This window comes from Micromonospora sp. WMMD754 (genome assembly GCF_049315235.1).
Lineage (GTDB): Bacteria > Actinomycetota > Actinomycetes > Mycobacteriales > Micromonosporaceae > Micromonospora > Micromonospora sediminicola.
Genome location: NZ_CP186058.1, coordinates 768,908 through 788,364, shown reverse-complemented (window position 1 = coordinate 788,364; position 19,457 = coordinate 768,908). Strand labels below are relative to the sequence as shown.

General features: G+C 74.4%; 16 protein-coding genes. 9 read left to right on the top strand and 7 right to left on the bottom strand.

All coding sequences use genetic code 11. The features are described from left to right. Position 1: 1 nt before the first annotated feature. The 3 genes from ACN27B_RS03715 to ACN27B_RS03705 all read right to left on the bottom strand — a co-directional run bounded on the left by ACN27B_RS03715 (position 2) and on the right by ACN27B_RS03705 (position 3,491). Positions 2-1,657 (bottom strand): sodium:solute symporter family protein, encoded by a 1,656-nt coding sequence (locus ACN27B_RS03715; RefSeq protein ID WP_098747084.1) that lies wholly within the window; start codon positions 1,655-1,657, stop codon positions 2-4. Positions 1,658-1,795: 138 nt separating this feature from the next. Then, a complete protein-coding gene (locus tag ACN27B_RS03710) occupies positions 1,796-2,884 on the bottom strand; it encodes a hypothetical protein (protein WP_099163899.1) in 1,089 nt (362 codons plus the stop codon). Between the two features lie 13 nt (positions 2,885-2,897). Next, on the bottom strand, positions 2,898-3,491 hold the full coding sequence (locus ACN27B_RS03705; protein WP_099163900.1) for a hypothetical protein: 594 nt from the start codon (positions 3,489-3,491) through the stop codon (positions 2,898-2,900). A gap of 303 nt (positions 3,492-3,794) precedes the next feature. On the opposite strand from ACN27B_RS03705, the gene ACN27B_RS03700 reads away from it, so the two are divergent. From ACN27B_RS03700 to ACN27B_RS03670, 7 genes are all read left to right on the top strand, one after another. Beyond that, positions 3,795-6,158: a nitrate- and nitrite sensing domain-containing protein gene (locus ACN27B_RS03700; protein ID WP_422743492.1), complete on the top strand. Its 2,364-nt coding sequence runs from the start codon at positions 3,795-3,797 to the stop codon at positions 6,156-6,158. Next, a complete protein-coding gene (locus ACN27B_RS03695) occupies positions 6,158-6,580 on the top strand; it encodes a roadblock/LC7 domain-containing protein (RefSeq protein ID WP_091571415.1) in 423 nt (140 codons plus the stop codon). The genes ACN27B_RS03700 and ACN27B_RS03695 overlap by 1 nt, the downstream gene beginning before the upstream one ends. Continuing rightward, complete coding sequence (locus ACN27B_RS03690; protein ID WP_091571419.1) at positions 6,570-6,959, top strand: DUF742 domain-containing protein; 390 nt, start codon at positions 6,570-6,572, stop codon at positions 6,957-6,959. The genes ACN27B_RS03695 and ACN27B_RS03690 overlap by 11 nt, the downstream gene beginning before the upstream one ends. After that, positions 6,940-7,542: a GTP-binding protein gene (locus ACN27B_RS03685; protein ID WP_091571424.1), complete on the top strand. Its 603-nt coding sequence runs from the start codon at positions 6,940-6,942 to the stop codon at positions 7,540-7,542. Before ACN27B_RS03690 ends, ACN27B_RS03685 begins: the two co-directional genes overlap by 20 nt. 103 nt (positions 7,543-7,645) lie before the next feature. Continuing rightward, a complete protein-coding gene (locus tag ACN27B_RS03680) occupies positions 7,646-8,680 on the top strand; it encodes a lactonase family protein (protein WP_172967933.1) in 1,035 nt (344 codons plus the stop codon). A gap of 178 nt (positions 8,681-8,858) precedes the next feature. After that, positions 8,859-10,613, top strand: a complete 1,755-nt coding sequence (locus ACN27B_RS03675) for a substrate-binding domain-containing protein (RefSeq protein WP_099163902.1) — start codon at positions 8,859-8,861, stop codon at positions 10,611-10,613. 211 nt (positions 10,614-10,824) lie between these two features. After that, positions 10,825-12,306 (top strand): sugar transferase, encoded by a 1,482-nt coding sequence (locus tag ACN27B_RS03670; RefSeq protein ID WP_099163903.1) that lies wholly within the window; start codon positions 10,825-10,827, stop codon positions 12,304-12,306. Between the two features lie 9 nt (positions 12,307-12,315). On the opposite strand, the gene ACN27B_RS03665 is transcribed toward ACN27B_RS03670, so the two are convergent. After that, positions 12,316-13,446, bottom strand: a complete 1,131-nt coding sequence (locus ACN27B_RS03665) for a PP2C family protein-serine/threonine phosphatase (protein WP_099163904.1) — start codon at positions 13,444-13,446, stop codon at positions 12,316-12,318. Between the two features lie 95 nt (positions 13,447-13,541). On the opposite strand from ACN27B_RS03665, the gene ACN27B_RS03660 reads away from it, so the two are divergent. After that, positions 13,542-14,120 (top strand): MarR family winged helix-turn-helix transcriptional regulator, encoded by a 579-nt coding sequence (locus ACN27B_RS03660; protein WP_253866184.1) that lies wholly within the window; start codon positions 13,542-13,544, stop codon positions 14,118-14,120. 31 nt (positions 14,121-14,151) lie between these two features. Here ACN27B_RS03660 and ACN27B_RS03655 read toward each other — a convergent pair whose 3' ends face one another. The 3 genes from ACN27B_RS03655 to ACN27B_RS03645 form a co-directional block, all read right to left on the bottom strand. Beyond that, the gene (locus ACN27B_RS03655; protein WP_099163905.1) at positions 14,152-15,147 is read right to left on the bottom strand and encodes a cobalamin B12-binding domain-containing protein; all 996 of its coding nucleotides are present in this window, start codon (positions 15,145-15,147) and stop codon (positions 14,152-14,154) included. Further along, entirely contained in the window at positions 15,144-16,739 is a 1,596-nt protein-coding gene (locus ACN27B_RS03650) for a PP2C family protein-serine/threonine phosphatase (protein ID WP_422743488.1), read from the bottom strand. Before ACN27B_RS03650 ends, ACN27B_RS03655 begins: the two co-directional genes overlap by 4 nt. 210 nt (positions 16,740-16,949) lie before the next feature. Next, on the bottom strand, positions 16,950-18,209 hold the full coding sequence (locus tag ACN27B_RS03645) for an ROK family protein (RefSeq protein ID WP_422743486.1): 1,260 nt from the start codon (positions 18,207-18,209) through the stop codon (positions 16,950-16,952). Between the two features lie 52 nt (positions 18,210-18,261). Here ACN27B_RS03645 and xylA point away from each other — a divergent pair, with 52 nt between their 5' ends. Beyond that, entirely contained in the window at positions 18,262-19,449 is a 1,188-nt protein-coding gene (xylA, locus tag ACN27B_RS03640; protein ID WP_091571451.1) for a xylose isomerase, read from the top strand. Positions 19,450-19,457 lie beyond the last annotated feature (8 nt).

Sequence of the window (19,457 nt, the reverse complement as noted above, 5' to 3'; positions counted from 1 at the left end):
CTCAGAAGACCGGGATGTAGAAGAGGGCGGCCAGGATCACGGCGACGACGCCGAGCAGCACCGGCGAGCGGTACCAGGCCGCGTCGCCGGCCAGCGAGTCGTCGGCCAGCGTGGTGTCGCTGCGGCCGTACACCAGCCCGGTCAGCTCGCTGTCGGTCTTCGGCCGGGTCAGCGGCGTGACGATCGCGGCCACCACCGCGACGGTCACGAAGGCCAGGCCCGCGCCCCAGAAGCTCTCCTCCAGGTCCGAGTTGAAGCTGATCACGCCGGTCTTGTAGAGCACGTAGGTGGCGATCGCCACCACCGTGCCGGACAGCAGCGACCAGAAGCCGGCCAGCGCGCTCATCCGCCGCCAGAACATGCCGATGATGAACGTGCCGAAGAGCGGGGCGTTGAAGACCGAGAAGAGCGCCTGGATGTAGTTCATGATGTTGCTGAAGCCGGCCGCGATGAACGCGGTGCCGATGCCGACCACCACGGCCACGACGGTGGCGATCCGGCCCACCTTCACGTAGTACCCGTCCGGCCGGTCTCGCCGGAAGTACGCCTGCCAGATGTCGTACGTGAAGACGGTGTTGAAGCCGCTGACGTTGGCCGCCATGCCGGCCATGAACGAGGCCACCAGGCCGGTGACCGCGATGCCGAGCACGCCGTTGGGCAGCAGGTCGCGCATGAGCAGCGGGATGGCGTTGTTGTAGACCAGGTCGCCCTGGTCGGCGCCCAGTCCCTTGACCGTGATCAGGGCGATCAGGCCGGGGATCACGGTGACCACCGGGATGAGCAGCTTCGGGTACGCCGCGATGATCGGGGTACGCCGGGCGGCGCTCATGTTGCGCGCCGACAGCGCGCGCTGCACCTCGGCGAAGTTGGTGGTCCAGTAGCCGAAGGAGAGCACGAAACCGAGGCCGAAGACGATGCCCAGCCAGTGCGCGCCGAGGGGGTTGTCGGTGCTGCCGGTGCCCTGCCAGGCGTGCAGGCCGGCCTCTCCGAGCTTGGACTCCCGTACCGCGTCCATCAGCCCGTTCACGCCGCCGACCTTGACCAGGCCGATCACCGTGATCGGCACCAGGCCGGCGATGATCACGAAGAACTGGAGCACCTCGTTGTAGATCGCGCCGGAGAGGCCGCCGACAGTGATGTACGCCAGCACGATCACCGCGCCGACCACGATCGCGACCCAGAGCGGCCAACCCAGCAGCGCCTGCATGATCAGCGCCAACGCGTAGAGGTTCACGCCCGCGATCAGCACCTGGGCGACCGCGAAGCTGATCGCGTTGAGCAGGTGGGTGGGGCGGTTGAAGCGCAGCCGCAGGTACTCCGGGACGCTGCGGACCTTCGAGCCGTAGTAGAAGGGCATCATCACGATGCCGAGGAAGACCATCGCCGGCACGGCGCCGATCCAGTAGTAGTGGACCGTCATGATGCCGTACTGGGCGCCGTTGGCGGCCATGCCGATGATCTCCAGCGCGCCCAGGTTCGCCGAGACGAACGCCAGGCCGGTGACCCAGGCGGGCAACGACCGCCCGGACAGGAAGAAGTCCACGCTGGTCTTGATGGCGCGGCGGGCGGCGAAGCCGACCCCCAGCACCGTGACGAAGTAGAGCGCCAGGATCAGGTAGTCCAGGGCGTTCATGTTCAACCGTAGGCCGCTGCCCATGCCCGTTGCTCCCCTCGTGTGGGTGCGTGCTGCGCCGGCAGGTACCCCGATTGCGAAATTTCATGCCTCCTGCGTGGTCCGTCGGGCACGACGGAGCCCCGGCCGTCGGCGGCCGGGGCTCCGGGGCAGGTCAGGGCCTCAGCGGCCCAGCACGCGGTCCAGGAAGTCGCGGTAGCCGCGCACGGCCACCCGGAGCTGCTCGGTGTCGGTCGAGCCGGACTCCTGCCAGGCGCCGAGCCGGGTGCGCTGCTCCCGCAACGCCGTGGCCAGCGCCTCGATCGCCTCCTCGACCAGTGACTCGGCCTCGCCGACCGCGGCGCGCGGGTCGTCCACGAAGCGCAGCTGGACGTCGCGCCAGCGGTCCCGGAAGCCCTGCGCGGCCTCCGGGGCGAACAGCGTCGCCGCGTCCGCCGGCACCGCGCCCGGCGTGGGCCGGTCCGCGCCGGCCAGCGCCGCGCCCGAGCCGGCCGCGCCGACCGCCGCCGCGCCCGCCGCCGTGGCGGTGTCCGGGTCGACGGTGTGGTGCCGCCCGCCGTCCGCGTCCGCGGGCACCGGCTCGCTGTCCGGGTCGACCAGACCGGGCTCGGCGCTGCCGTACCCGACCGCGCCGTCCGCCGGCGCGCCGTCCCGGACCACCCCGTCGGTGGACCGGTCGTCGCGGACCGCGTCGGCGCCCGGGCCGGCGTCGGAGTGCTCCGCCTCCCAGCGGTCCCGGTCGTGCAGCCGGTCCCCGGCGGTCGGGTCGGCCCGCTCGTCGTCCAGCGGCTCGGTGCGGCCCGGCGCGCCGTCACCCGGAACGGCGGTGTCCTCGTCGCGCGCGTCCCGCTCGTCCTGCGGCCGGCCGCTCGCCAGCGCCGACGCGGCCACCGCGTCGCCCACCGAGGCCGCCCCGAACGTGGTCGGCAGCGGCGCCGGCTCGTGGAACTCCGGCCGGCCGTCGTCGTCGCGCGTGGTGTCGGTGTCGTCCGTCCGGTCGGCCGCGTCCCGCAGCTCCCCGGCGTCGTACCCGCGGGTCTCGTCGAGGTCCGCGTCCCGCCGGTCGGTCACGGCCGGGTCGTCGAAGGTGCCCCGGTCGTCGAGCGCGTCCTCGGGCACGTCGGCCCGGTCCGCGCGGTCGGCCCCCGGCCGGTCGGCGTCGGTGTGGTCACCCGGCGGGGGGACCGGCACCGGCGCGGACCGTACGGCCTCGGGGTGGTCCTGTGTGACCTGCTGCTCTTCCTGGCGCATGGCGGCGGCCTCCTCAGCGGCTCGTGGCGTCGTGCTCGTGGTCGGGGTGGCGCTGCTCCGGCGGCTGCTGGCCGACCGGGTCCTCGCCGAGCAGGTCGGCGAAGAGGGCCCGGTAGTGCACCAGCGCCTGCCGGAGGTCCTCGGTGCCGGCCTCGCCGCGCTCGTTGCGCTGCCGGATCTCGTGGGCGTCGCGGTAGTGGGTCAGGGTGCGGGCGTGCTCGACGGAGAGGTGGGCGATCTGGTCCGAGAAGTCCCCGGTGGGGTATCCGCGCTCGGCGATCAGGCGGCCGACCAGTTCGTCGGCGTCGCCGACGGTCTCCGCCGGCGAGTCGACGAAGCGCACCTGGAGGTCCTCCCAGGCGGCGGCGTACCGGGCCCGGGACTCCGGGCTCAGCGGGGTCAGCTCCAGCTCGGCGTGCCGGCGCTCGCGCTCGCGCAGCTCACGCTCGGCGGCGCCCCGGCTGTCCTGCTCGGCGACGGCCCGGTCGTACTCCGGGCCGAAGCGCTGCTTGAGGGCCCGCCGGCGGTTGGCGACCACGGCGAGCGCGACCAGCGCGGCGATGACGGCGACGACGATGACTATGACGACTACCTGGGTGGGCGACATGGCTCCTCCTTCGCCCGCAGGTATTCCCTCCTGCGGGTGATCGCCAATCCCGTTCTGGAGCACTTTCCGCCGCGGTCCGCGAGAGCCGGCGGTTCGGCGACGCCCTAACGGCCCGCGGCCGGAGTCCATCGGTGTCCGGCGTGACCGTTCCGGACCGTAGTGAGCGGCGAGACGGCCGGTAGTGCATCCGTCCGGGATTACGTATCCTGCCCAAGGCGTCCGGGTCGGGGCCCGGCGTCGTGGCCGGCGATCTGGCGGCCGCTGCCGGCGCCACCCAGCGACACCTTCCCGGGCGAGGTCTGATTGAACACCCGCGACTGGCCGATCCGCGCCAAGCTGACCGCGCTGGTCATCGGCCCGGTGACCGGGCTGCTGGCGCTGTGGATCTTCGCCACCACGCTCACCTTCGGCCCCGCCCTCGACCTGCTCGCCGCGCGTACCCTCCTCTACGACCTCGGCCGCCCGGGCGAGACCGTGGTCGCCGAGCTGCAACGGGAACGGCGGCTCTCGGTGGTCCAGCTCGCCGGTGACGCCGCCCTGCCGGAGCTGGGCGAGCAGCGGGCCCGCACCGACCGGGCGGTGGCCGAGCTGCGCCGCCGGATCGACGGCGAGGACCTGCGCGACGCGGCCGACGACCAGCTCGACGCCCGGCTCGACCAGCTGGGCTCGGCGCTGGAGGCGCTGCCCGCGGGGCGGGCCTTCATCGACGACCGGAAGGTGGACCGGGCCGGCGCGGTCGGCCTCTACAGCGGGATGGTCGGTTCCGCCTTCCAGGCGTTCTCCGCCATGGCCGCGCTGCCCGACGTGCAGCTCAACCGGGAGGCGTCGGCGCTCACCGCGCTGGGCCGCTCCCGCGAGCTGCTGGGCCAGGCCGACGCGCTGCTCGCCGGCGCGGTCACGGCCGGCCGGTACGCCGAGGGTGAGCACGAGCAGCTCGTGCGCACCGTCGAGAACCAGCGCTTCCTGGCCGAGAACGCGGTCGCCGACTTGCCGCCCGACGAGCGCGCCGGCTACCAGCGGCTGACCGAGGGCCCGGGCTTCCTCCGGCTGCGCGCCCTGCAGGACACCCTGATCCGCTCCGCCGAGCTGCCCGCCCGGTTCGACGTCCGGGCCTGGGAGAGCAGCCACACCGAGGTCTGGCAGGGACTGCGGGACTTCGAGCTGCGCGGTGCGGACAGCCTGGCCGAACGGTCGGTGCCGATGGCCGTGCGCATCCTGGTCCAGCTCGCCGCCGCCGGGGTGCTGGGCCTGGTGGCCGTCGTGGTCTGCGTCCTGGTGGTGCTGCGGGTCGGCCGGTCGCTGGCGCACCGGCTGACCGGCGTGCGGGGCGCCGCGACCGACATGGCCGAGCGGCGGCTGCCCGACGTGGTCGCCCGACTGCGCCGGGGCGAGGAGGTCGACGTCGACCGGGAGGCCCCCGAACTCGACCACGGCGGCGACGAGATCGGCCAGGTGGCGCGCGCCTTCAACGAGGTGCGGCGGACCGCGGTGCGGGCCGCGGTGGACGAGGTCACCCTGCGCCGCGGGTTCAACGAGGTCATCCTCAACCTGGCCCGCCGCAGCCAGGGCCTGGTGCACCGGCAGTTGGCGCTGCTGGACCGGCTGGAGCGCCGCACCGAGGACCCGGACGAGCTGGCCGGGCTGTTCCAGGTCGACCACCTGGCCACCCGGCTGCGCCGGCACGCCGAGGACCTGGTCATCCTCGCCGGCGCCGCGCCCGGACGCGGCTGGCGCCGCCCGGTCGCCGCGGTGGACGTGATGCGCGGGGCGATCTCCGAGGTCGAGGCGTACGACCGGGTCGACGTGGGCGAGGTGCAGTCCGCCGGGGTCCTCGGCCGGGCCGTCGGTGACGTGATCCACCTGCTCGCCGAGCTGATCGAGAACGCCACCGCGTTCTCCCCGCCCGGCACCCGGGTGGACGTCACCGGCCGGACCGTCCCGGGCGGTTACGCCATCGAGATCACCGACCGGGGCCTGGGCATGTCACCGCCGGCGCTGGCGGCGGCCAACCGCAAACTGGCCGCGCCACCGGAGTTCGACCCGGCCGACAGCGCCCGGCTGGGCCTGTTCGTGGTGGCCCGGCTGGCCGCCCGGCACGGGGTTCGGGTGGAGCTGCGACCGGCCGGGCCGGCCGGCACGACCGCCTCGGTGCTCGTCCCCGCCGATCTGATCACCGACGAGCCGCCGGTCGGCGCGGACGCCACGCCGGCCGGGCCGGAGCGGCGGCGGATGGCGAAGGTGACCCGGCTGACCACGGTGCCGCGGGGGCGGCCGGGCCGGCCGAACCGGGACCGATCCGAGCCGACCGTGGTGCCGTTGCCGACGGCCCGCGCGTCGACCGTGGAACCGCCGGCCGACGGCGACGGGCTGCCCCGCCGGGTGCGCCGACGCGGGCCGACGGCGCGTCCCCGGGCGGCCGTCGCCGACGTGCCGGCCCACCGGACGCCGGAGGAGGCCCGCCGGGCGATGTCCGCGTTGCAGGCGGGCACCGCCCGGGGGCGTCGGGACGGCTCCCGCGCCACCGGCGGCCCGTCCGCCACCCGGCTGCGGGACGCGTCCGCCGCCGAGCCGGCCGAGACCGGTACGCCGTCCACCGCGCCGGAGCCGGCGGCGGAGCCCTCTTCGCCGGCGCCGGACCATCGAACCGCGACTGAGAGGGACGCCTAGTGGTGCACACGACGCGGCAGAACGCCGATCTCGACTGGCTGCTCGACGACCTGGTGGAACGGGTCCCCGCCGCCCGCCAGGCGGTGGTCCTCTCCGCGGACGGGCTGCTGCTCGGCGCCTCCGCCGACCAGGACCGCGCCGACGCGGAGCACCTCTGCGCGCTGGCGTCCGGCTTCTCCGGCCTGGCCAAGGGGGCCACCCGGCACCTGGGCGGCGGCGCGGTCCGCCAGACGGTGGTGGAGATGGAGTCGGCGTACCTGTTCGTCACGGCCGCCGGGCAGGGCGCCTGCCTCGCCGTGGCCAGCGACGCCGACGCCGACATCGGCCTGGTGGCGTACGAGATGGCGATGCTGGTGATCCGCGTCGGGGAAAATTTGGCCGCTCCGGCCCGGGCCGTGGGGGAGCCGACCGATGCGCGCTGAGTCCCCGGGCCCCCAGCACGAGTGGCTGGACGCCGACGCGGGCCCGGTGGTCCGCCCGTACACGCTCACCGGTGGGCGGGTGCGCCCCCCGGTCGACGGCTTCGACCTGCTGGCCTTCGTGCTGACCACCCCGGCAGCCGAGCCGGCCGGCGCGCCCGGTCTCCAGCCGGAGCACCGCCGCCTGGTCGAGCTGGCCCGGCGGCCGAAGGCCGTCGCCGACCTCGCCGCCGACCTGGACCTCGCCGTCGGCGTGGTCCGGGTGCTGCTCGGCGACCTCCTCGCCCACGGGTTCGTCGCGGTGCACCGTCCCCCGGCCACCGCGTACCTGCCCGACGACAACATCCTCAAGGCGGTGGTCAGTGGACTCCGTGCGCTTTGACCGGGAGCCGGCCGCGTCGCGGTTGCCGCTGGCCCTGAAGATCCTCATCGCCGGCGGCTTCGGCGCCGGCAAGACGACGCTGGTCAGCGCGTTGAGCGAGGTGCGGCCGCTGCAGACCGAGGAGGTGCTGACCGGGGCGGGTCTCGGCACCGACGACGTCTCCGGGGTGGAGCAGAAGTCCACCACCACCGTGGCCATGGACTTCGGCCGGATCACCATCAACGACGACCTCCAGGTCTATCTGTTCGGCACCCCGGGGCAGGACCGGTTCTGGTTCCTCTGGGACGAGCTGGCCTTCGGGGCGCTGGGCGCGGTGGTGCTCGCCGACACCCGCCGGCTGGCCGACTGCTTTCCCTCGATCGACTACTTCGAGCAGCGGGGCGTGCCCTTCGTGGTGGGGGTGAACTGCTTCGAGGGCTCCCGGCGGTTCGGGCTGGAGGCGGTGCGGGACGCCCTGGACCTCGATCCGGACGTTCCGCTGGTGCTCTGCGACGCCCGGGACCGGCAGTCCGGCAAGCTGGTGCTGATCTCGCTGGTCGAGCACGTCGCGCGGCAGCGCGGCGAGCCGGTGCCGGTGGGCTGAGCGCCGCCCCGTCCTGGATCCGGTCCGCGAATCACGAGTGACCGGGCGGTTCTCCGGGAAGCCTCTGGTGGGATCGCGGCAGGATCGGCGGAAGGTGGGAGCGGTGACCGGCACGGGCGAGGTCGTCCACATCGGCGGCTACACGGCGGAGGCGGGGGGACGGGCGGAGGGGATCGTCGCGGCGCGGCGGGACCCGGCGACCGGGGCGCTGACCCCGCTCGGCACGGCGGCGGTCACCCCGTCGCCGTCGTTCCTCGTCCGGCATCCGGTGCTTCCGGTGCTCTACGCGGTCAACGAGTTGTCCGAGGGGCGGCTGAGCGCCTTCCGGGTGGCGCCGGACGGCGACCTCGCGCCGCTGGGCGTCCTCCCGACCGGCGGTGGCGAGCCGTGCCACCTCGCGGTGGCGCCGGACGGCCGGCACGTCTTCGTGGCCAACTACGGCGGCGGCAGTGTGGCGGTGTTCCCGGTGGACGCCGAGGGCGTGCCGGGGGAGCGCACCGACCTGGTCCGGCACGAGGGGCACGGCGCCGACCCGGAGCGGCAGGAGAAGGCCCACTGCCACATGGTCTCGCCCGACCCGGGGGACGGGCCCCTGCTCGCCGTCGACCTGGGCACCGACTCGGTCTACCGGTACGACCTCGACGTCGCCTCCGGGCGGCTGGTGCCCCGGGCGCCCCGGTTGCGGACGCCGGCCGGCACCGGCCCCCGGCACCTGGCCCGGCACCCGGACGGCCGCCGGGCCTGGCTGGTCGGTGAGCTGGACGCCACGGTGACCGCGTACGACCTGACGGCGGAGGGGTTGCACCAGCGGGTCCGGGTCGACGCCAGCGGCCGGACCGGGCACGTGCAGCCCTCGGAGGTGGCCGTCGGACCGGACGGCCGCTTCCTCTACGTGGGCAACCGCGGCGTGGGCACGGTCTCCGTCTTCGCGCTGGACGGCGCCGCGCCGGAGCTGGTGGCCGAGGTCGACACCGACGGTGGGTGGCCCCGGCACTTCGCCCTGGCCGGGGAGCACCTCTACGTCGCCGACGAGCGGGCCGACCTGATCGGCGTCTTCCGGGTGGACCCGGGCAGCGGCGTGCCGGAGCGGGTCGGTGAGCCGGTTCCGGTGGCGAGTCCGACGTGCGTGCTGGTGTGACGGAACGGTGACGGACAGCACTGTCCGGAGTGGACCGGAATCACCTGGGATCACTGGCTCGTGACTCAGTGTATCGATTAGGTGATCAACTGTTTCTCCTGCGTAACTTTCGTCCGAACGGTTGTGGCAGTAACCCCACGAGATACGCAAGATGGTCACCGTGTCTGGCCGCCATCGCATGCGTACTAACCTTCGTGGGGCAGGTGCCGCCGCGGCGGCGACCGCTCTCGTCGCCGTCGTAGCCGGCTCCTGGTTCGGATACCAGCAGCTGGCCGGCCCGAACTGCTCGGGTCGGATCGAGCTGTCGGTGTCGGCCGCCCCGGAGATCGCCCCGGCGGTACGCGGCGCTGCCGACGACTGGGTCGCCAACGGCGCCCGGGTCGGTGACACCTGCATCGCCGTCAACGTCACCTCGGCCGATCCGGTCGACGTGGCCGCCGCCGTGGCGAGCAAGCACGGCGCCACCCTGGCCGGCGTCGGCCAGGCCAGCGGCACCGCTGTCACCCCTGACGTCTGGGTGCCCGACTCCTCCACCTGGCTGGTCCGGCTGAAGAGCGGCGGCGCCACCGCGTTCGCGCCGGGCAACGGCGCCTCGATCGCCCGCAGCCCGGTGGTGGTCGCGCTGCCCGAACCGGTGGCCTCTCGTCTCGGCTGGCCGGACAGGGACCTCCGCTGGACCGACCTGCTGAGCCAGGTCACCAGCGGCAAGCCGTTGCGCGCCGGGATCGTCGAGCCGACCCAGGACGCGGCCGGCCTGTCCGGCCTGCTGTCGCTGACCGCCGCCGCCAGCTCCACCGGTGAGGCCGGTTCCCCGAAGGCCCAGGAGGCCATGGTCGGGGCACTGCGGGCGCTGGCCACCAACCGCTCCTCGCTGCGGCAGGACCTCCTCGCGCGGTTCCCGCGCTCGTCCGACCCCACGGCCATCGCCAACGGGCTGGGCGCGGCGGCGCTGTCCGAGGAAGACGTCATCGCCTACAACAACACCAAGCCGCCGATCTCGCTGGCCGCGCTCTATCTCAAGCCGGACCCGATCGCGTTGGACTACCCGTTCGCGGTGCTGCCCGGCATCGAGCCGAGCAAGGCGTCGGCCGCGCGGGTGCTCTACGAGGCCCTGCGCTCCGGTGACTTCAAGGACCGGCTCGCCGCGCAGTCGCTGCGCGCGCCCGACGGCAACTGGGGTAACGGGTTCAAGGCGCCGCAGGGGGCGCCAAGCCCGGCGAACGGCGGGGCGACTCCCGTCCCGGCGTCCGGCCAGGGCGGGGCTGCCGACCTGGACCCGGTCGCCATCCAGAAGGCGACCACCACCTGGTCGGTGGCTACCCAGTCGGGCCGCATGCTCTGCGTCATCGACGTCTCCGGCTCGATGAAGAGGCCCGTGGCGACCGCGGGTGGCGCCAGCCGAGAGCAGGTCACCGTCGCCGCCGCGAGCCAGGGCCTCGGACTCTTCGACGACTCCTGGTCGATCGGCCTGTGGACCTTCTCCACGAACCTGAACGGTTCGCAGGACTATCGCGAGATCGTCGGGATCAAGCCGCTGTCGAGCAACCGTGGGGCGCTCCAGCAGGGTCTGGGGTCGATCCGTCCGTCAGACGGCGACACCGGCCTCTACGACACCATGTTGGCCGCGTACAAAAAGGTCCAGCAGGACTGGGAGCCGGGCAAGGTCAACTCGATCGTGCTGTTCACCGACGGCAAGAACGACGACGACAATGGCATCTCGCAGAAGGCGTTGCTCGATCAGCTGAAGAAGCTGCAGGACGACGAGCAGCCGGTTCAGGTGATCATCATCGGCATCGGCAACGAGGTCAGCCTCGCCGAGCTCAAGTCGATCACGAATGTGACCAAGGGTGGCGCGTTCGTGACCACCGACCCGAGCAAGATCGGTGAGATCTTCCTGCAGGCGATCGCGTTGCGGCCGCCCGCTCCGCGCTGACCCGACACTCAGCGATAGCCTTCCGCCGTACCGGATTTCCGGTACGGCGGAAGGCTTCCCGGGTCAAGCACGGGAAAGTGAACTGACGGTAATGTGTCCGAATCAATCGGTAACCATAATTGTCTTGGCATGATGACCGGGTGCCCCGACCGCAGGCTCCCTCCGGAGCCGGGCGGGGGCGGGGCGGTCCTGAGCAGAGTGGGGAGGACCCGTGACCTCGGCGACGCTGTTGACCCCCGCCAGGACGTCGCGACCCGGCGGTGACCGCCCCGGTGCGACGACGCGAGCCGCGGAGCGGGCCTACATCCGGGTCCTGGTGGTGCTCGACACCGCCGTGCTCGCCGTGGCCATCCTGGTGGGTTACCTGGCCCGGTTCGGTGACGAGCAGCCGACCGGATCCGAGATCCCCTACGTGGTGGTCGCCCCGGCGCTCCTGCTGGTCTGGCTGGTCTCGCTCAAGGCCATGCGCTGCTACGACGACCAGGTGCTCGGCTACGGCGCGGACGAGTACCGACGGGTCAGCGCGGCAAGCCTGCGGCTCGCCGGCGGCATCGCCATCGCCGGGTACATCGCCGACGTCGGCGTGTCCCGCGGTTTCCTGGCGATCTCCTTCGCGGTCGGCACGATCGGGCTGGAGGCGGCCCGGTTCGCGGCCCGCAAGCGGCTGCACAAGGCCCGCTACCGGGGCGGCGGCTGGTCGCGCAAGGTGCTCGTGGTCGGCGACACCGCGCACGTGCTGGAGCTGGTGCACACGCTGCGCCGGGAGCCGTACGCCGGCTACCAGGTGGTCGGCGCCTGCATCCCGGACGCCCTGCTCGCCCCGGTGCCGCAGCGGCTGGGCGACGTGCCGGTGGTCGGATCGTTCCGGGGCATCCCGGAGGCCGCCACCGCCATCGGCGCGGACACCGTGGCGGTCACCGCCTCCGGCGAGCTGACCGCGACCCGGCTGCGCCGCCTCGGCTGGCAGCTGGAGGGCACCGGGGTGGACCTGGTGGTGGCTCCGGCGCTGACCGACGTGGCCGGCCCCCGCATCCACACCCGCCCGGTCGCCGGCCTCCCGCTGATCCACGTCGAGGCGCCCGAGTTTCGCGGCGCCCGCAAGCTGGTCAAGGGATTCGTCGACCGGTCGATCTCGCTGATCGCCCTGCTCCTGCTCTCGCCGCTGCTGGCGGTGATCGCGCTGGCCATCAAGGTCGACAGTCGGGGTCCGGTGCTGTTCCGCCAGACCCGGGTCGGCCAGGGCGGCGAGGAGTTCGGCGTCTTCAAGTTCCGCACCATGGTGGTCAACGCCGACGCCCTGCTCGCCGAGCTGGCCGCACGCAACGAGACCGACGGCCTGATGTTCAAGATGCGCGACGATCCGCGCGTCACCAGGGTGGGCCGGCTGCTGCGCAAGTGGTCGCTGGACGAGCTGCCCCAGCTCGCCAACGTCCTGCTCGGGCAGATGAGCCTGGTCGGCCCGCGCCCGCCGCTGCCCTCCGAGGTGGCCCGCTACGACGGCGACGTGGCCCGCCGACTGCTGGTCAAGCCCGGCATGACCGGCCTGTGGCAGGTCAGCGGCCGATCCGACCTGAGCTGGGAGGACGGCATCCGGCTCGACCTCTACTACGTGGAGAACTGGTCGCTCGCGGCCGACCTGACCATCCTCTGGAAGACGTTCGGCGCCGTGCTCAACAGCCGCGGCGCGTACTGAGGCGGACCGTCAGGGCTGCGGGCCCAGCCAGTCCAGGCAGACCACCACCGCGTCGTCGACCAGGTCGCCGGCCACGAACGCGCGCAGGTCGCCGATCAGCGACCGGACGGCGTCCAGCGCCTCCATCGGCCCGGTGCGGCGCAGGAACCGGTCCAGCGCCGCCTCGCCGTACCGGACCCGCTCGGCGGTCGCGTCGATCACCCCGTCGCTGACCACGAAGAGCCGGTCGCCGCGCTCCAGCTGGAACCGCTGCTCCCGGTAGTCGGTGGCCTCGAACATGCCGAGCGGGAACTGCTTGTCCAGCACCTGCTCGGCCACCACGCCGTCGCGCAGCCGGATCAGGCGGGGCGAGCCGGCGTCGACCGCGGTCAGCGCGCCGGTGGCCAGGTCCAGCTCCAGCAGGAGCACGGAGAGGTGCTGCGCGCCCCGATGCTGCGCGAAGATCGCCTGGTCGGCCAGGGCGGCCTGGTCGGCGAGGGAGATACCGGCCCGGCGGGCGTTGCGCAGCGCGTACGTGGCCAGCGAGGTGAGCAGCGCCGCCGCCACGCCCTCGCCGAAGCCGTTGAGCACCGCGAGCCAGAGCCGGTGGCCGTCGTCGGACCAGTCGAAACTGTCCCCACGCACCGCGTACGCCGGCTCCAGCTGCCCGGCGAGGCTGAACGAGGGCCGGATCCGGCTGCGCCCGGGCAGCAGCTCCCACTGCATCTCGGCGGCCAGGGTGAGCCGTCGGCTGCGGCGGGCGCCAAGGTAGATGTCGGTGGTCGAGGTGACGGCGGCCAGCTCGTGCCCGACCACGGTGGCGATGGTGTCCAGCTGCCGGAGGGCGTCCGGGTCGTCGGGCGCCGGTGAGATCCGCAGCACGCCCCGGCGCTCACCCCGCATCCCCACCGGGAACCAGCCGGTTCCGTCGACGACCACCGGCTCCTGGTGGTCGAAGGCGCGCCAGGCCGGGTGACCGGGGCCGGTGATCGGCTCACCGCCGCCCAGCGGCAGCAGTTCGGCGAGCCGGTAGTCGACCTGGTAGAGCTCGGTGCGGGTGATCCCGTACCGGCGGGCCAGTTCGGCGGCGAGCCGGTCCACGATGAGATCTGTCGGCGCATCCGTCACGATCTGACGCGCGCGAACCTCCGCTCCGCTCATCTTTGCTCCTTTGCACAGGTCGCCGGGCTGGTCCGGGGAGTAGTCTCGGGCCCACCATGACCGAAGAGCGCGGTCCCCGGGGACCTGAAGCGAGTATGTCCGCCGCCCTGGACGAGGCGGCGGGCACCCTGCTGGCCGTCTGGGAGGCGGCGCGGGAGCGCACCACCAGCCGGCTCTCCGGAGCCCAGCTCCGCGCGGTCATGGTCATCGAGCAGTATGACGGGATCAACCTCCGTCGGCTCGCCACCCTGACCGACATGCTGCTCTCCTCCGCCAGCCGACTCTGCGACCGGTTGGTGGCGGCCGGGATGCTGGAGCGCGAGCCGGGCCGCTACGACCGCCGGGAGATCTCGCTGCACCTCACCCCGGCGGCCCGACGGCTCCTCGCCGAGCTGCGCACCGACCGGCGACACCGGCTGGCGCGGATCCTGGCCGGGATGAGCGTGGACGGCCGGGCGGCCCTGCTGCGCGGGATGCGCGAGTTCGACGAGGTCGGCCGGCGCGGTGAGGCCACCGTGGCCGAGGGCTGGCCGGTCCTGCAACCCTCCGGGGAGCGCATCGGGGACCCGTCGGCCGAGCCGACGCCGCCGGCGCCGGCCGCCGAACCCACCCCGCCTGCCCCGGCCGGCGAACCGCACCCGCCCGGTGAACCCCCGGTGGCCCGCACCGCCTGACCCGGCCCGGTCGACCACCGGGACCGCGCCCTCAGTCGAGGGCGACCGCGGCCCGGGCCGTGCGCAGCCGCGCGACCACCCGGGGATGCTCGGTCAGAGCCCGCTCCAGGGCACCGAGGACGTCGTCGAGCACCTCCCGTCCGCCCCGGGCGGTGAGCGCCTCCCCCTGCCACCGGACGAAGTCCAGCAGCAGCTGGTCGTCGTCCACGCGGACGGCCGCGACCAGCGCGTCCACCAGGTGCGCGAGTCCCGAGGCGACGTCCTCGGCGGTCTCCTCCGGCGGATCGACCACGCTCAGCGCGAGCCGGACCAGATCACGCCTGCGGTGCAGCACCGCCACGTACGCGTCGTCCGGCGGGGGCGGCGGGGCGCCGGTGTGCGCGCCGGCCGACAGCGGTCCGGACAGCAGCCGGACCGCGTCCCGGGCGCTGGCGCCCCAGGCCGCCGCGCCGATCGCCGTCGCCCACCGACCCTCCGGACCGAAGCCGGGACCGCCGGCCAGCACCGGCACCCCGGCCGTCCGGCTCGCCTCCACCATCCGCGCCGCCCGGACCAGCCGGTTGGGCTGCACACAGCTCAGCAGCACCGCGTCCGGGCCGGTCTGGTGCAGGTAGGAGACCAGGTGCCGGGCCGGCACGCTGGCGCCCAGGAAGGTGACCCGCCACCCGGCCGCCCGGACCACCTCGCTGACGATCCGCGCGGCCAGCGCGTGCCACTCGCCCTCGACGCAGGCCACCACCACGTGCCCGCGGCGCGGCGGGCCGACGGCCGCGCCCAGCGCGTCGACCACCAGTTCACTGACGTGGGTCGCGGCGTGCTCCTGGGCGACGCTCCAGGAACCGGTGAGCCACCGCCGGCCGATCTCCCGCTGGGCGACCGCGACCAGGTCGACCAGGACGTCCGCGACCGAGCAGCCCTCGGCCAGCAGGCCCTGGGCGAGCGCGACCGCGCCGGCCCGGTCGGCCCGCTCCAGGTGGTCGAGGTACGCGGCGAGCGACTCCGGCCCGATCCGGCAGGCCGCACTCACGCGGCGGCCACGGCCAGCATGGCGATGTCGTCGTGCGGCTGCCCGTCGAGCCACTCGTCGACGAGCTGGAGGACCCGGTCGACCAGGGCCGCCGGCGGCAGCCCGGCGCCGGAGGCCAGCGCCTGGCGCAGCCGGGCCTCGCCGAACATGGCCACCTCGGTGGGGCCGCCCCGGGCCTCGGTCACCCCGTCGGTGTACGTCAGGAGCAGGTCGCCCGGGGCCAGCCGGATCTCCGCCTCGACGAACCGCGCGTCGGTCAGCGCCCCCACCGGCATGCCGCCGACGGGGGCCGCCTCGATCCCGCCGCCGGCCCGGACGACCAACGGCGCCGGATGGCCGCCGCCGGCCACCCGGACCAGCAGCCCGCCGTCCGGCTCCCGGGTCAGCGTGCCCAGCAGGAGCGTGGTGAACTGGGCCCGGCGGGCCGCGCCGGGCGCGTCCAGCAGGGCCCGGTTGAGCAGCTCCATCAGCTCCCGGGGCCGCTGTTCGACCAGGCGCAGCGTCTGCAACGACTGGCGGACCCGGCCGGTCAGCACGGCCGCGCCGACGCCCTTGCCGCAGACGTCGCCGAGCGCGAACAGGCCACCCGCGGGGGTGGGGAAGAGGTCGTAGAAGTCGCCGCCGATGCGCAGGCTGTCCCCGGCCGCCCGGTAACCGCCGGCCAGCGCCATCCCGGCCAGTCGGGGCAGCTCCGGCGGAAGCAGGCTGTTCTGCAGCACGCGGGCCAGGTGGGCCTGCTCGCCGTAGAGTTCGGCGGCGGCCAGCGCGGCGCCCGCCCGGGCGGCGAACTCCCGGGCCAGCGAGATCTCCCGCTGGTCGAAGCCGGGCCGCTCGGGGCGCCGGGCCAGGACGAGCGCGCCGGCCGGGCCGCCGGCGCTGGGCATCGGGCTGATCAGCACGGTGCCCGGCCGTCCGAAGCCCGCCGGCAGCACCTCGGCCAGGTCGGCCAGCTCCGCGTCCAGCCAGGGGCTGGGCTCGGTGAGGTCGCCCTCCAGCGCCTCGACCAGCCCGGGGACCGACTCCACCGTCCGCCAGCCGGCCACGCCGGTGACCGGGCCGGGGTCGCCGGTCGCGTACCGGATCCAGTGCGGCTCGTCCTCGGCCGGGGGCGGCGGGCGGTGCACCACCACGGCGACGTCGGCCAGGTAGGGCACCGGCAGGTCGACGGCGGTGCGCAGCGTCTGGTCACGGTGCAGGGAGAGCCCGAGGCGGCTGCCGGCCTGGGCGAGGAAGGCGGTCCGGGACCGCTCGGTGAGCAGCGCGTCGGTGCGCGCCTGCTCCTCGGTGACGTCCCGCACGTACCAGGCGCGGCGTTCCCCGGCGAGCCCGCGTCGTACGCCCCGCAGCCGCCGGCCGTGGTGCTCGGTCTCGAACGATTCGGCGCCGTCGCGGGTCGCCTCGGCCAGCCCGGGCACCGCGCAGCCGGCCAAATCCACGCCCGGCGTCAGCTCGGGGAGGAGTTCCGCCGCCATGGCGTTGACCAGGGCCACCTCGCCGGCGGCGTCGACGGTCACGACGGCCTCGGCCAGCCCGTCCAGCAGTTCCCGGGCGAGCTGGTCGTCGGCCGGCAGCGCGGCACCGACCCCGGCCACCCGCCGGGGTCGCTTCCTCCGGGCGTGTCCACCGCCGCTGACCGGCCCGGCGACACCGCCCCGACGCGCGGCGGTCACCGCCGGTGGCCGGGCGCTTCGGTCGGTCGACCCGTGCGCATGCTGTCGGTGCACCCCTCACTCGCCGGACAGGTTGCCTGACGGCAAGCGTACCCAGCGGGCACGACGAATGCTTGTCGAGGACGGCCCCGGTCAGCCGCTCCGGGCCAGCCAGCCCACCGGTCGGTCGACGATCCGGCGGACCACCGAGGTGGCTCCGCCGACCGCGGCGGACTGGGCGCCGAGCACGGCGGGTCGCACCGTGACCGGGGACCAGGCGGCGGTGAGCACCCGACGGGAGACCTCCGCCGCCACCGGGGGACGCAGCCAGGGGGAGAGCGGGGCGTATCCGCCCCCGAGCACCACGGTGTCCAGGTCCAGCAGGTTCACCACGCCCGCCACCGCCACGCCGAGGGCGGTGCCGGCGTCGGCCAGGGCGGCCAGCGTGGCCGCGTCACCGGCCTCGGCCAGGTCGGCGAGGCGGGTGGCGGCGGTGTCCGCCGGCAGTTCGGCGCCGGGCAGCCCGGCGGCGGCCAGGATCGCCTCCTGGCCGGCGTACCGCTCCAGGCAGCCCCGGCCACCGCAGCGGCAGGGCCGCCCCTGCGGCTGCACCGGGAAGTGACCGATCTCTCCGCTCCAGCCGCGCGCCCCCCGGTAGAGCGCACCGTCCAGCACGATGCCGGCGCCGATGCCGATCTCACCGGTGACGTGCAGGAAGCTGCGCGGGCCGGCGGGGCCGGCGTACAGCTCGCCGAGCGCGGCGAGGTTGGCCTCGTTGTCGACCACCAGCGGCGGGACGCCGTCGACCGGCTCGGCGAGGGGCTGCCCGGCGAGCAGCGCCGGCACGTCCACGTCCCGCCAGCCCAGGTTCGGCGCCAGCCGGAGCAGGCCGCCGTCGCCCACCAGGCCCGGCACGGCGAGCGCGGCGCCGGCCAGGGTCAACCCGTCGCGTACGGCGGCGGCACGCGCCTCGGCGGCCAGCGCGGCCAGCCGGGCCAGCGCGTCGGCGGGGGAGACCGGGCGCAGGTCGGCGCGGCGGACCAGGTGGTGCCGGACCGTGCCGGTCAGGTCGACCACGCAGGCCGCCAGGTAGTCGACGTTCACCTCCAGGCCCAGGCCGGCCGGGCCGTCGGCGGCGAGCACCAGGCCGCGGGCCGGCCGGCCCGCACCGGTGCGCGGCGGTGGCTCGGCCTCGGCGACCAGCCGCCCGGCGATCAGGTCGTCGACGACGGCGGAGACGGTGGCCCGGGTCAGCCCGGTCCCGGCGGCGAGGCCGGCCCGCGAGGGCGGTCGGTCGGCGGCGGCGATCCGCCGGAGCACCACCGCGAGATTCAGCTCACGCAGGCTGCCCTGCCGGACCGCTCCGGCGGTGCTGGCGCTGGTCACCACTTGACACTGCCACATCCCCGCCATTTAATTCAACCGCTGAACAAATCGCGGACGCCACCACCACCCGGAGGTTCCCATGGCACCCCGTCCCACCCCCGCGGACAAGTTCTCCTTCGGTCTCTGGACCGTGGGCTGGCCCGCCCGCGACCCGTTCGGCGACGCCACCCGGCCCGAGCTGGACGCCGTCGAGGCCGTGCACAAGCTCGCCGAGCTCGGCGCGTACGGGATCACGTTCCACGACGACGACCTGGTCCCGTTCGGCGCGGACGCGGCCACCCGCGACGCCCGGCTGAGCCGGTTCCGCAAGGCGCTCGACGAGACCGGCCTGGTCGTGCCGATGGTCACCACCAACCTGTTCAACCACCCGGTGTTCAAGGACGGCGGCTTCACCAGCAACGACCGCGACGTGCGCCGCTACGCGCTGCGCAAGGTGCTGCGCAACGTCGACCTCGCCGCCGAGCTGGGCGCGAAGACGTTCGTCATGTGGGGCGGCCGGGAAGGCGCCGAGTACGACGTGGCCAAGGACGTCCAGGCCGCGCTCGAGCGCTACCGGGAGGCCGTCGACCTGCTCTGCCAGTACGTCGTCGACAACGGCTACGACCTGCGCTTCGCGCTCGAACCCAAGCCGAACGAGCCGCGGGGCGACATCCTGCTCCCCACCGTCGGCCACGCGCTCGGCTTCATCTCCACCCTGGCCCGCCCGGAGATGGTCGGGCTCAACCCGGAGGTCGGCCACGAGCAGATGGCCGGGCTCAACTTCGCCCACGGCATCGCCCAGGCGCTCTGGCAGGGCAAGCTGTTCCACATCGACCTCAACGGCCAGCGCGGCATCAAGTACGACCAGGACCTGGTCTTCGGCCACGGCGACCTGCTCAACGCGTTCGCCCTGGTCGACCTGCTGGAGCACGGCGGCCCGAACGGCGGCCCGGCCTACGACGGCCCGCGCCACTTCGACTACAAGCCCTCCCGCACCGAGGACATGACCGGCGTGTGGGCCTCCGCCGAGGCGAACATGCGGACCTACCTGCTGCTCAAGGAGCGGGCCGCGGCGTTCCGCGCCGACCCGGAGGTCGCCGAGGCGCTCGCCGCCGCCCGGGTGGCCGAGCTGGCCACCCCGACGCTGAACCCCGGTGAGGGCTACGCCGAGCTGCTCGCCGACCGGACCGCGTTCGAGGAGTTCGACCCGGAGGCGGCCGGGGCGAAGGGCTTCGGCTTCGTCCGGCTCAACCAGCTCGCCGTCGAGCACGTGCTCGGCGCGCGCTGAGGCGGGCC

What these genes read in the sequence shown, in the direction of transcription:
- ACN27B_RS03665 (WP_099163904.1), bottom strand. Translation starts at nt 13,446, where the DNA reads ATGAGCGGAGCGGAGGTTCGCGCGCGTCAGATCGTGACGGATGCGCCG.
- ACN27B_RS03705 (WP_099163900.1), bottom strand. Translation starts at nt 3,491, where the DNA reads ATGTCGCCCACCCAGGTAGTCGTCATAGTCATCGTCGTCGCCGTCATC.
- xylA (WP_091571451.1), top strand. Translation starts at nt 18,262, where the DNA reads ATGGCACCCCGTCCCACCCCCGCGGACAAGTTCTCCTTCGGTCTCTGG.
- ACN27B_RS03645 (WP_422743486.1), bottom strand. Translation starts at nt 18,209, where the DNA reads ATGGCGGGGATGTGGCAGTGTCAAGTGGTGACCAGCGCCAGCACCGCC.
- ACN27B_RS03715 (WP_098747084.1), bottom strand. Translation starts at nt 1,657, where the DNA reads ATGGGCAGCGGCCTACGGTTGAACATGAACGCCCTGGACTACCTGATC.
- ACN27B_RS03660 (WP_253866184.1), top strand. Translation starts at nt 13,542, where the DNA reads ATGTCCGCCGCCCTGGACGAGGCGGCGGGCACCCTGCTGGCCGTCTGG.
- ACN27B_RS03675 (WP_099163902.1), top strand. Translation starts at nt 8,859, where the DNA reads ATGCGTACTAACCTTCGTGGGGCAGGTGCCGCCGCGGCGGCGACCGCT.
- ACN27B_RS03690 (WP_091571419.1), top strand. Translation starts at nt 6,570, where the DNA reads ATGCGCGCTGAGTCCCCGGGCCCCCAGCACGAGTGGCTGGACGCCGAC.
- ACN27B_RS03710 (WP_099163899.1), bottom strand. Translation starts at nt 2,884, where the DNA reads ATGCGCCAGGAAGAGCAGCAGGTCACACAGGACCACCCCGAGGCCGTA.